Genomic DNA, 11,579 nt, shown 5'->3' on the forward strand with positions numbered 1-11,579 from the left:
TCAACCCTCTGTAGACCTGCGACGCACTTGGTACAGAACCAGGCACAACAAGCTGGCGCACACCAAAACCCCCATCAAGAATGGCCAAGCGTTTGCAAACCCTTGCGAGGATCGGAGCAGCACGCCGAATAAAGGTGGGCCAAAAGCAAAGCCACCAAAAAAGCCCACCGAAAGCAAGCCAGCGGAGCGAGCAGGCGCACCAAAACGGGCATCGCGCAGCAGCATACTCATGGCAATCGAATTGGTGGCGACCAAGGTCAGCCCTATCGCCAGGACACCCAGCCCCAAAGGCCACAGGCGCTCCGGTGCCGCCAACATCATCAGCAGCAACGCCCCAATCGGGATCACAAACAAGATGCCCAGCAGCAAGGTTTCATCACCAAACCGGGCGGCGATCGGCGTCAACAAAACACGAGACACAATTCCCATCACCCCGAAGCCGCTAACCAGAATGCCGATCCAATAGGGAGACACCCCCAATTGCTGCGCAAAGACCCCTAAAAAGGTAATGAAGGAGGACAGCACCAAACCCGAGCACAGCTGAATTGTCATCAAGAGCCAAAGCTGCTTGCTGGGCCAGGGCAGGCGCAAGGACAAGGGGGCCGCGTGGGCCTGGGCAATCGCCGGCAACACCTGCAAAGCAAAATAGGACAGGCACAGCATGGCGGGAACCCACACCACAAAGGCCCCGCGCCAACCCAGCTTATAGGCCAGGACTGGCAGCACCAGCCCCGCCAAAAGCGCCGAAGCCTGCACCCCTGATTGCTTGATCCCCACCATTCCTGCTTTGCGCTCTGGTGGGACTAATTGCGCGATTGCTTGATTGGTCACTGGATTGGCCAAGGACTGCGCCAAGCCGCAGAGCAGTAGCGCAGTCAGCACCCCATAAAATCCGGGCAAGACCGCAATCAGGCTAAACGACATGGCCACCAGCAGGAACAACAAGAACAGACCCTGCCGATTCCCCATGCGCTGCACCAAAGCCCCCGCCCACGGCGAGAGCAAGGCTGCCAACCCAAATGTGCTGGTAGTGAGCCAGCCCAATTGTTCACGCGAAATACCCAGGTCCTGAATGATCTGCGGGCCCAGCACGCCAATGGCATAAAACACCATCATGGGCATGCCCATTGCCAGCGTCATCAGGCTGGCCAACATCCAGGGCAACCGGGCGGTACTGGTGGAGGCCATCATGCTACGGCCTTGTTCATGTCAGCCTCTTCCTGAATGGCGTATTGAGCTTGCAGCAAATGCTTGCCCACCGTGCTGATCAGGGCGTCATCGGCGCCGTCCAGAATGTGCGTGGTACGTGCTGCCCGATAAATACCGGACAGGGGGCTCCAATCGGCTAAACCTTCCGCCCCCATGATCTGAATCGCGGAATCGGCTGCTTGGCTAAGGGCATCGGAAGCCGCCAGCTTGGCCACATTAACCTCAACCGCATTAGGCAGGCCCGCGTCGAATTTAAGCGCGGCTTCTCGAAGCAGGCAGCGGGCAGCGCTAATGGCTCGGTAGACGGTGTAGACCCGCGCCCGAACCAACTGCTTGTCCGCCAAACGGGCCATCTGGCCCCGCTCCGAATGGATGCGCTCGCACATGATCTCAAAGCTGCGTTGGGCCAGACCCAACCATTGCACGGACCGCAAGACACGGCCCAAGGCCAGCCGCTTTTGCATCAAGGCTATGCCCTGCCCGGCCTGCCCTAGAACATAGTCCTCCGGCACCTGAACATGATGAAAGGACAGTTCATTTTGACCCTGGTAGCGCCCCAGCAAGGATATGGGCCGCACAAGCTTAAAACCCTGCGCATCGCTGGGCACCACGATCATGGACAGAGATTGATCAATCGGCCCGTCCGAACTGCGCGCCACAACGGTGGCAAAGCTGGCCACCTGGGCACGGCAAATAAACCATTTGCGGCCATTAATATGCCATTTCCCGTCCTGCAAATGCGCCTGACATTGCATGGTGGCGGGAATCGAACCAATGCTGTCCGGTTCGGACATGGCATAGCTGGACACCGCGTCACCCTTGAGCAAAGGGGTCAGGAAACGCTGCTTGACGCTGGCCGAGCCGTGTTGGCTAAGCATATAGGCGTCCAGCGTGGCATCCGCCCCAAAAATACCCGGCCCATATTCGGACCGGCCCTCTTGCTCGGCCACGGATAAATAGTCCACCAAGCTGCCAAAACGCCCTCCCCGATGCAGGGGGTAAAAGCTGCCGAACAAACCCGCCTGTTGAGCGCGACGGGTGAGGTCCAAGGTCAGCTCTCGGGCTAGATTGTCCCCTTGAGCCAAAATGCCCTCATTGGGGATGATCTGGGTATTGAGAAACTGCCGCAGCTTGCGGCCCAAAGCGGCACTGCTGATGGCGACCTGGCTCATGCTGGTATCCCCGTCGCTGCCGCTGCGCTAGAACCCACAGCCGCCGCATCGGCAGCCAAAGCGCGCTTGTCGATCTTGCCCGCAGGAGTCAAAGGCAGACTGCGATAAAAGCGCAAGTATTCCGGCAATTTGTTCACTTCCAGGCCCTGGTCGCGCAAAAAGTCCGTTATGTCCTTAAGCGAAAAGCGCGGTGCTTTATCGCGCACCGTCACGCACAGGCAAATCCTCTGGCCCAGATCCGCATCTGGCACGGGCACGCACGCGACAGTGACCACATCAGGATGGCTCATCACCAAGCCTTCAATCTGCACCGGGCTGATATTGGCACCACCACGAATAATGATGTCTTTTTTACGCCCCGCCAGCACCAGTTGCCCTTGGGTGTTGAGGTAACCCAAATCACCTGTTTTGACCCATCCCTGCTCGTCCCGATACTGTGCGTCCAGCTCCGGCGCATTCACGTATTGCATGGGGCTTAAGGGGCCACGCGCCGTGATCTCACCCACATCGCCCTGGGGCACTTCTTCACCTTGATCGTCGACTAGGCGGATTTCGCACACCTGGGGATTGGGTGCACCCACGCTGTTCAAGACCACCTCGATCGGGTCGTCCAAGGTGTTATGACAATTAACCCCATCGGCTGATCCGTACAGGCTGATAAAGCCGCATTCGAACGCATCCACGCAACGGCGCACCGTCGCTTCGTCAATCACCGAGCCGCCCACAATCAGCCCGCGCAAGCTGGATTTATCCGCTTTTTCCAGTTCAGGCGCAGCAGCAATGCGTTGGAACATGGTCGGCACACCCAGGATAAAGCTGGGCTTGAAGGCATTGATGGCCGCTATCGCGCTGGGCACATCGAACTTGGGCAAAACCACCAAGGAACCGCCCAACCAGCACAACACGCCAAAGGTGGCGGTTGAGCCAAAGGACGAGCCTAGAGGGACCAGATACATACCCCGGAATTCCACATCGTTGGGGGAAATGCGTTGCAAGAAACGCCCGCGCCCACCCACCAGCGCATTATGTGAATAGGCCACCAGCTTGGGTTCGGACTCGGTGCCCGACGACACCAGCAAACGCACCGGGGAATTGGGCGAGACCTCAGGCAATTCCGACCCGTCCAATGGCTCACCTTCCAACAAGGTATCCAAACTGACCCAACCTGGACGCGCGGGCCCTTGCACAATCAAGACGCGCAATGACAGCAAGGTCGGGCGCAAAGACTCGATCACCTCGCACAGATCAATGCCTGCATATTCGTGTGGCACGATCACCGCCCGCGCATCGCAGCGGCGCACCAGCGACTGAATATCCAGCTTGCCCCGGCCCGGTGGAAACGGCGCCACAATCGCCCCCAAGGCCGCAGCGGCCAGATCAATGGCGCAGCACACCCAATGGTTGCTTAGCTGATAGGCCACCACATCGCCTGCCATCATGCCGGCCCGCCGCAAGCTGCCTGCCAGACGCAAGGCCGCTTCCATCAAGGCGCTGTAGCTGATATTGCCCTGCGGCGAGAGCACCGCCAATTTATCTGGATGAGCCCGGGCTTTTTCTGCAAAGAGCGTGAAGACGGGCTTGTTCGGGTAGGTGCCGTCCTCTATCCAGCCTTGTCGCAATGACGCAGGGACCAGATCGATGATGCCAGCGTGGTTCATAAAAACCTCCAGGGAGAAGAAACAGACGAATAGCCCTTGTCATGGAAAAGAGACGCCAAGCGTGGATCAGCACGCAGTTGCGCCAAATTGCGGTGAACGGCCCGGGCGGGTATGCCCAGCACATCCATCTGCGCTTCCAGACTTTGGGCTGACTGGGACAAGAGACGATCTGGCAAGACCGTCCAGACCGCATCGGGCGACACATTCAGCCACCCTGCCAGGGCGTGCAGATGCGTTTGGTCCTGGCAGTCGATGACTATGAAGCCATCGCCCGTCTGGAACACCGCCGAAACGCCGGTTTTTGCAATGGGAGACACGGCGTGCATCAGATGGTCAGCCGTGGCTAATAAGGAGCTATTTACCCGCAGGCCAACCCCTGTCAGGCTCCGGCGCAGCAAAGCCGCACTGATGCCCAACGCGGCCATAACGCCCCCTAAGACATCCAGCACCGTAAATAGAGAACCACCACGCGCGTCCGAGGTCTGAGCAATGGTGTGCGCCACTCCTGACCAGGCTTGCACGGTGAAATCAGTGCCAGGCGCATCCACCTGGGCATTACTCCAGCCTCCGGCGTAGGCGTATACCAGGTCCGGTCGCACGGCATGCAGGTCTTGCGCATCTAGGCTCAGTTCAGCCGCTTTGCCGGGTGCCCAGTTATGCAGGAACACATCCGATTCGCGCACCGAGTCATAGATAGCCTGCCGGCCAGCCGCCGATTTGATATCCACTTCCTGCACCGTCTTGAGCTGATTCAAGGCATCAAAGCGAACCGAGCAGCCATCCACGCACGGGGGCATGGCACGCAAGGGATCGCCACCGGGCGGCTCCAGTCGGATTACTTCAGCCCCTAGCAAGGCCAAGAGATGGCCAGCAATCGGGCCCTGAATCCGACGGCACGACTCCACTACTCGCAAGCCCCGCAAGGGCAAGTCTGCGCGGCTGTCCAAAGCACGTAGCGATGCGGGCGCGGCATGGGTCTGGTGCTGCCATAAGCCCGCAGAAGCCGCATAGTCCGCATCAGCCTGCCGCTGCGCAGGGGTACGCACGGGCAAAATCGCCATGCCGGTTTGTTGAGCCAAGTTCTGCAAACGCACAAAGCTGAAAGTCTGCAGGCGGCTTAAACATTCAGCAGGCATAGGGCACATCGCCTTGGCATATCGCAGCAAAAAAGCCTTCCAGGCCTGACCGGCCAGATCGGCCGATACCCCCGCGGCTTCCCAAAAAGCCCGCCACGGCTTGGGGTCCAGCGTTTCCAGTTCAAAGACCACGCCATCCTGCGAAATAAAGGGTGGCCGCAAACCGGGATCGTAACTGCCTGCCAGCAGCTCTTCTGGTTCCTGGGCGGCTGTGGCGCCCGCCAGATACTGGCCGATGCTTAGTAGACCGCAGGCCAGAGGTGACACCGACACCTTGGAGAAACGCCCGCCCCGCAACTGGCCTAAAGCGGCGGCCAAGCTTGCTTGCAAGGTCATGGCCGAACTGAGTACAGCCAGATAATCCAGCCCCAACGTCCCGGCCAATCCGCTGGAACGCCCATGTACGGACAAAATTCCGCTGGCGGCCTGTAGACTCAGCTCGCTTAAGGCGGCTTGCGTCATGCCACCTGCCTCGGTTTCCAGACCTGTACTAATCGTTCCAAAATCAGGCGAGTGCAAACTGAATGCAGCCCCGCCTTCCTGACCTACGGATGAGCTGTGTTCAGACAGGCCCAGCAATCGGGCCTGACGCCTTAACGCGGCAGGCAAGCCCGCCCAATACGGGGGAGCTTGCCCAATCTGCCAGCTTAATCCGCAGCCATGTAGTAATTCAGACATAGTTCCAAACCAGTGTGATGCGCACGCCAAGTGCTGATTTCAGAAACCAGCACTTGCACCATGAAAATCCAGACCAGGCGGTCTTAGCCCCCTGCTACGGCAGGCAGTACAGTCAGGCTGTCGCCAGAGCGGGTGGCAGTTTTCAAGCCATTGCTGAAACGGATATCCTCTTCGTTCACGTAAATATTCACGAAACGATGCAGGTCTTCGCCGCTCATCAGGCGTGCTTTAATGCCGGGGAACTGATCTTCAAGATGCTCGATTACTTCGCCTACCGAAGCGCCCTGGGCCTGGACGTTCTTCTCGCCGTTCGTCAGTGGACGCAGCAAGGTCGGAATAGAGACTGAAATGGACATGGTTGAAAACTCCCTTTGAAATGGTGTTGGAGAATGTGCGCCCCCTGTCAGGCAGCGCCACTCTTCCTAGACAAGAACGATGGTTTCTTCGGTCACACCGCCGTCAATAATGCGGAACGACCGAACCGGCACGGTGGCCTGATCCCAGGTCGACACAATCAAGTAATGCAGCTCCGGATAGCCCGCAAACGCAATATCGTCCTGACTGGGGAAGGCTTGACTGGCCGTGTGCGAGTGGTAAATGGCGCGACACTCCAGATTCTTGTCGTCCAGATCCCGGTACACCTGAAACTGCTCGCGCGAATCAAACTGATAAAACACTTCCGAGGCCGCCCGGTTCGTCATAGGCAAGACACGATCTGCCACCGCCTGCCCTTCCCGACCCGCGACAAGTCCGCAGGCTTCAATGGGGTGGTCTTGCTTGGCATGATTCAGAATCTGTTCCAGCGCTGCGCGACTAAGCTGCAAAGCCATGATGTGCTCCTTGCCAGACTTAGTAAGACGCCAGCTCAGGCGCTACCTGATCAACCCAGGCCAGCACCCCACCCTCCAGGTTGCGCACCTTGGAGGCCTGTAGCTTGATCAGCTCTTCGCACACTGTTTTAGAACGTGCACCGGAACGGCAAGAAATCACCAAATCCGCATCCGGGCCAAAGGCGGCCAGAATCTGTGCCGCTACCTGCGGGGACTTGGGCATCAAAACCGCCCCGGGGATGTTGACGATTTCCCATTCATTGAGGTCGCGTACGTCCACCAGAATCGGTGCCTTGTCCTGTTCAAACAGCGCTTTCAGCTCCAGTACTTCCATCACCGGCACGTGAACCGCTGCTGGATCTACAGGCGGATTCAGGCCGCAGAAGCTTTGGTAATCACCCAGCTCAGTGACAGGGGCACGATTAGGCAAACGGCGGATGGGCAATTCGCGGTAGCGCATGTCCAGCGCGTCATAGGCGATCAGGCGGCCGATCAAGGGATCGCCGATGCCAGTGATCAGTTTGATGGCTTCAGTGGACATGATTGAAGCAATGGAGGCGCACAAAACACCGAACACCCCACCCTGCGCGCAAGAAGGAGCCAACTCGGGAGGCGGCGGCTCCGGGTACAAGTCCCGGTAGTTCAGACCGATGCCGCCAGGCGCGTTTTCCCAGAATACGGAGACCTGGCCTTCAAAGCGGAAAATGGAACCCCAGACATAGGGCTTGTCGGCCAGCATGCACGCATCATTGACCAGATAGCGGGTCGCAAAGTTGTCCGTGCCATCCAGAATCAGGTCGTAACGCGAGAACAGCTCCACCGCCATTTCTGGCTCCAGCCTGTCGGTATGGGTTTCTACCATTACATGCGGGTTCAGATTGTGAATGGCGCGTTTGGCACTCTCCACTTTCAACTCGCCAATGCTGTCAACGGTATGGATGATCTGGCGCTGCAGATTGGATTCATCCACCCGGTCAAAATCAATAATGCCCAAGGTCCCCACTCCGGCGGCCGCCAGATACAGCAAGGTGGGCGAACCCAGGCCACCGGCTCCGATAACCAGCACCTTGGCATTTTTAATGCGGCGCTGGCCCTCCATGCCCACATTGGGGATCAAGAGGTGGCGGCTGTAACGGTTGACCTCTTCGCGGCTTAACGCCTGCCCGGGTTCGACTAATGCTGGCAACTGCATAATGACTCCTGGTTAGATCGATATAAATACGAACAAGACTTATTCTCAAGCAAGGCACGGGACGACACAATTGCCTGCAGGCGCTAATTTCTATGCGAAACGGAGCAAAAACGATGAACGCCACAACCAACTGCTTGCCATGGCGGTTTTCAGGCGCTGGCTTACTGGCCGCGCAGCAATACTTCGGTGCTGGCACCCACGCTATGACGCACGCGCCACGCCAGTACAAAGGCAAACAAAACGCCTAGGGTCAGGGCACCCAGCATCACCACTTGTCCGAAACGATCCAGCAAGACACCCGCCGCAATCGGCACAGCCATACGTGCCAAGGTGAAAATGGTGGACTGCAAGCCGTAGTCAGAGGCATTGCGCTGACGGCGGGTAAAGAACATGGTCAAACCAAACAAGAGCGCCGAAACGGCTCCCATGCTGGCAGCAATCAGCAAGGCACTAATCAGCAGCCATACCGGGCCCAACTGCGCCCAGACCGATGCCATTAACAAGATCAAGGACAACAAGGCCGCCAGCAGATAGATAGGAATCGCGCGTGCCGCCCCTAGAAAAGAGGCCAGCCGTCCGCCTATCAGGCTGAACACAGCCCCGGTAATGCCACCCGCAATCCCCACCGTCCAGGCGACTTCTTCCAGGGCCATGCCTTGATCCAGCATCAAGGGTTTCAGGTAAAACCACACCGCGCCAATAAAAGGAAAGCTGGTCAGCAGCAAGCTGGTCCACTGCTTGGCGCCTTCCTGACCAAAAAAGCTGACCCAATCGGCCACAAAACCGGGCTGATTCTGCACCTCCTGCTGCACTTGCAAACCCGCTTTCGAACGCAGAAAGGCAAAAGGCACACATCCAATGACCAAACCCAATCCCATCAAGGCGAACGGGGCTTGCCAGCCCCAGCGAGCCTGCACCAGCACCATGACGCCTGCCCCTACAATCGCCCCTAAAAAGAGCGCTGCCGAACGAATGCTGCCAGCCCGCAACTGCTCTTCACGCGGCAAATACTGCACAGCCAAGGCATTCAAAGGAATGTCCATCCAGGTCGCCACAATGCTGATGGCAAAGGTCAAAGCAAATAGAGTGGCTCGTTCATCAATCAGGTTGTCCCGGCCTATGCCCACATACAAAGCCAGCAAGAGCACCGCCATCAGCCATAGCCAATGCACAAAATGCCCACCGCCCAGACGAACGCGCTGCACGGGCATGGCCAGCACCAGCTTGAAAATAGCGGGCAAGGCAGCCAGTTGAAACAGACCAATCTCGGTACCGGACCAGCCGTGCTGGCGCATCACCAAAGGCATGCCCAGCATCAAATAAATACTGGGGACGGCCAATACCAGATTCATCCAACCAAACAGCAGCTGCGCCGCCCACGCTTTCCAAGTCCTCATGCTCATCACCCTTTGTGCGCTTTACACGCGATCAGTGCAGTCACAGGCGCAACGGGAAAGCGCACCTCATCAAACTGCTGAATACCCTCAAATCCGGCTTGATCCAATAGCTGGGCCAATTGCCCTTCAGGCAATACCTGACGGCCTTGCATGCGCATGTGCAGGTAGTAATGCAAAATCCGCCGGGCCTTGCCGATTTGCGTATGCACTTCGGCATGACAGCAAACCAGCACACCACCGGGACGCAAAGCGCGATGCAGGCGGGCTAGCAAAGCCGGAATATCGGGCACAAAATGCAGCACGGAGGAACACCAGATCAGGTCGTAATCCCCTCCAAAATCGTCCACCAGCAAATCGCCTGCCATCGTGCTCAAACGATCCTGCAATCCCGCTTGGACGATCCGCTGCTGCGCAACCGCTGCTGCCGCTTCGTACTCGAACACCACACCCGTCAAATCGTGCTGCTGCTGGGCCAGGGCGATCGCCACCAGGCCCGGGCCACCGCCCAGATCCAGCAAACGCTGCGCCTGCCAAAACTGCGGCACCGCCCCAAAAATTTCACAGGCCACCTGGGCCGTGACCGCCGTCTGTTCCTGGGCAATCTGCGAACGTGCCGCGGCCGCCCAAGCTTGCTGGATCACATGCGGATCAGGGCCTGGCGTCTTGCCATCGCGCAGCAAACTCGCTAACTGATTGCCCACCTGACGCAACACGCCGTGCCGAAACTGCATGGCATCGCCGCAGTACTGGGCCGACTCCGGATTCAAGTAACGTGCGGCTTTGGGCAAGCTGCGATAGCGGCGCGGACAGGTCCATTGACACTCCAGCAACTCCAGACTCCACAGCAATTCCAGCAAGTAATCCGTGTTGTCTTTGTCCAGATTCAGCCTGTGCGCAAGTTCTTCAGCAGCGATAAACTGATCCAGGTGGGCAAACAGACCCTGCTCTAAAGCCAGCTGCAAGGCATCCGCGCTCAAACCCGCCAACTGCGCATCCCAACAGGCTTGCAGCTCGTGGGACTCCAGCAAATGCTCGGATAAAACCACCTCTCTTCGCGATCGATCCAACACCGTTTTCTACCTCCGTGATTTCAACAATGGCTCCTGAAACTGCCATCACAGCTAGAAATGATATATATTTAATGAGAACCATTTGCATTAAGATATATGCCGAACGGAGCAATTCGTATGCGAGGCGCTTTTAGCAGGAGAAATGATGAGCACGCGCAATTTTGGCTATCGCTTAGCCACGGATGAACCGAGATCATGTCGGGCCCTGAGCGATGGCCGAGTCCGGCTACAACTACCCGAGGAGCTAGGCCACTGCTACTCCGAATGTGTGGAACTGGAACAAGGTTTTTTGCTGGGCCGCTTGCACTACCACCCCAGCCGATCCCTGATCGAAGAAAGCAACGGCCCCCATGCGGGCCGTGTCATTGTGGTGACCGTGGGCCTGCAAGGTCAGTCGGCCTACCAAGGCCGAGAAAGCTCGGACCTGCTGTTCAAGGCAGGCCACACTACCGTGACGGCCTTTCGCTCTTTACAGGGGGAACGCCGCTATCAGGAGGACCAGTCTGTCTCGCAATTGCGGTTGGTCATCAGTGAAGCGGCACTGAACAAATACGTAGGCCCGGAACGCGCCACCCAGTTGCTCGATTGCGTGGGCTTACACCGCCTGTCCTTTCAGGCCAGCAGTCAGGCCACGATGGCCCACGCCGCTGCCCTTGCCCGCTATATGCAGCCCTGCAGCCCGGAGCAACCCATTCACCACCACAGACTGAATCTGCAAATCCATGCACTCAGCCTGCTGGCCGAGCAGTTCAACCGGCTGGCGCCCCCCAGCACCCAGACCAGTTCGCCCTTGTCCGTGGATGATATTCAGCGCGTAGAGCGCGCCCGTGATCTGCTCAGCTCGCAGTTGGACCAGCAAATCACGGTGGAGTATCTGGCCACCACCGTGGGCATCAACGAGCACAAACTCAAAGAAGGTTTTCGCTACTTGTACGACAACACGCCTATTGGCCTGCTGCTGGAACTACGTATGCGCAAGGCCTACACCTTGCTGGAATCGGGACAACAAGTAGCGCAAGCCGCCTGGCAAGTGGGCTACAAATATCCCAATAATTTCTCGGTTGCCTTCACGCGCTACTTTGGTCGTTCGCCCAAGTCCATCTTTGGCAACAAACGAGCCTAAACCCTTGTATTTCCGCTGTTTTTGGCCTCTGTATTCATAGAGGCCCTCCCTTCCTTTCGGGCCGCCCCCTTGCGGCCCTCTCCCTGAAAAGTTCCCCATCTGCTTTGACAAAGC

General features: G+C 58.0%; 10 protein-coding genes. 1 reads left to right on the forward strand and 9 read right to left on the reverse strand.

The genetic code is table 11. The annotated features are described in order from the left end of the window. The 9 genes from AC1RSM_RS06345 to AC1RSM_RS06385 all read right to left on the reverse strand — a co-directional run bounded on the left by AC1RSM_RS06345 (window position 1) and on the right by AC1RSM_RS06385 (window position 10,318). Entirely contained in the window at window positions 1–1,191 is a 1,191-nt protein-coding gene (locus tag AC1RSM_RS06345) for an MFS transporter (RefSeq protein ID WP_492930552.1), read from the reverse strand. Next, window positions 1,188–2,381: an acyl-CoA dehydrogenase family protein gene (locus AC1RSM_RS06350; RefSeq protein WP_492930554.1), complete on the reverse strand. Its 1,194-nt coding sequence runs from the start codon at window positions 2,379–2,381 to the stop codon at window positions 1,188–1,190. The genes AC1RSM_RS06345 and AC1RSM_RS06350 overlap by 4 nt, the downstream gene beginning before the upstream one ends. Then, window positions 2,378–4,039, reverse strand: coding sequence for an AMP-binding protein (locus AC1RSM_RS06355; protein ID WP_492930556.1), 1,662 nt, complete (start codon window positions 4,037–4,039; stop codon window positions 2,378–2,380). The genes AC1RSM_RS06350 and AC1RSM_RS06355 overlap by 4 nt, the downstream gene beginning before the upstream one ends. Further along, window positions 4,036–5,853: a CoA transferase gene (locus AC1RSM_RS06360; RefSeq protein WP_492930558.1), complete on the reverse strand. Its 1,818-nt coding sequence runs from the start codon at window positions 5,851–5,853 to the stop codon at window positions 4,036–4,038. The genes AC1RSM_RS06355 and AC1RSM_RS06360 overlap by 4 nt, the downstream gene beginning before the upstream one ends. An 83-nt stretch (window positions 5,854–5,936) precedes the next feature. Beyond that, window positions 5,937–6,209, reverse strand: coding sequence for a MoaD/ThiS family protein (locus AC1RSM_RS06365; RefSeq protein WP_492930560.1), 273 nt, complete (start codon window positions 6,207–6,209; stop codon window positions 5,937–5,939). A 66-nt stretch (window positions 6,210–6,275) separates the two neighbouring features. After that, entirely contained in the window at window positions 6,276–6,683 is a 408-nt protein-coding gene (locus AC1RSM_RS06370; RefSeq protein ID WP_492930562.1) for a M67 family metallopeptidase, read from the reverse strand. A gap of 19 nt (window positions 6,684–6,702) precedes the next feature. Then, complete coding sequence (gene moeB, locus AC1RSM_RS06375; RefSeq protein WP_492930564.1) at window positions 6,703–7,875, reverse strand: molybdopterin-synthase adenylyltransferase MoeB; 1,173 nt, start codon at window positions 7,873–7,875, stop codon at window positions 6,703–6,705. A gap of 161 nt (window positions 7,876–8,036) precedes the next feature. Beyond that, window positions 8,037–9,272: an MFS transporter gene (locus tag AC1RSM_RS06380; protein WP_492930566.1), complete on the reverse strand. Its 1,236-nt coding sequence runs from the start codon at window positions 9,270–9,272 to the stop codon at window positions 8,037–8,039. 5 nt (window positions 9,273–9,277) lie between these two features. Beyond that, window positions 9,278–10,318: a class I SAM-dependent methyltransferase gene (locus tag AC1RSM_RS06385; protein WP_492930568.1), complete on the reverse strand. Its 1,041-nt coding sequence runs from the start codon at window positions 10,316–10,318 to the stop codon at window positions 9,278–9,280. Window positions 10,319–10,487: 169 nt separating this feature from the next. On the opposite strand from AC1RSM_RS06385, the gene AC1RSM_RS06390 reads away from it, so the two are divergent. After that, window positions 10,488–11,465: a helix-turn-helix domain-containing protein gene (locus AC1RSM_RS06390; RefSeq protein WP_492930570.1), complete on the forward strand. Its 978-nt coding sequence runs from the start codon at window positions 10,488–10,490 to the stop codon at window positions 11,463–11,465. The last annotated feature ends 114 nt before the right edge of the window (window positions 11,466–11,579 follow it).

The sequence above is a fragment of the Alcaligenes sp. GW821-FHT11D07 genome, from assembly GCF_058808495.1.

What these genes read in the sequence shown, in the direction of transcription:
- AC1RSM_RS06345 (WP_492930552.1), bottom strand. Translation starts at nt 1,191, where the DNA reads ATGATGGCCTCCACCAGTACCGCCCGGTTGCCCTGGATGTTGGCCAGC.
- AC1RSM_RS06350 (WP_492930554.1), bottom strand. Translation starts at nt 2,381, where the DNA reads ATGAGCCAGGTCGCCATCAGCAGTGCCGCTTTGGGCCGCAAGCTGCGG.
- AC1RSM_RS06355 (WP_492930556.1), bottom strand. Translation starts at nt 4,039, where the DNA reads ATGAACCACGCTGGCATCATCGATCTGGTCCCTGCGTCATTGCGACAA.
- AC1RSM_RS06360 (WP_492930558.1), bottom strand. Translation starts at nt 5,853, where the DNA reads ATGTCTGAATTACTACATGGCTGCGGATTAAGCTGGCAGATTGGGCAA.
- AC1RSM_RS06365 (WP_492930560.1), bottom strand. Translation starts at nt 6,209, where the DNA reads ATGTCCATTTCAGTCTCTATTCCGACCTTGCTGCGTCCACTGACGAAC.
- AC1RSM_RS06370 (WP_492930562.1), bottom strand. Translation starts at nt 6,683, where the DNA reads ATGGCTTTGCAGCTTAGTCGCGCAGCGCTGGAACAGATTCTGAATCAT.
- moeB (WP_492930564.1), bottom strand. Translation starts at nt 7,875, where the DNA reads ATGCAGTTGCCAGCATTAGTCGAACCCGGGCAGGCGTTAAGCCGCGAA.
- AC1RSM_RS06380 (WP_492930566.1), bottom strand. Translation starts at nt 9,272, where the DNA reads ATGAGGACTTGGAAAGCGTGGGCGGCGCAGCTGCTGTTTGGTTGGATG.
- AC1RSM_RS06390 (WP_492930570.1), top strand. Translation starts at nt 10,488, where the DNA reads ATGAGCACGCGCAATTTTGGCTATCGCTTAGCCACGGATGAACCGAGA.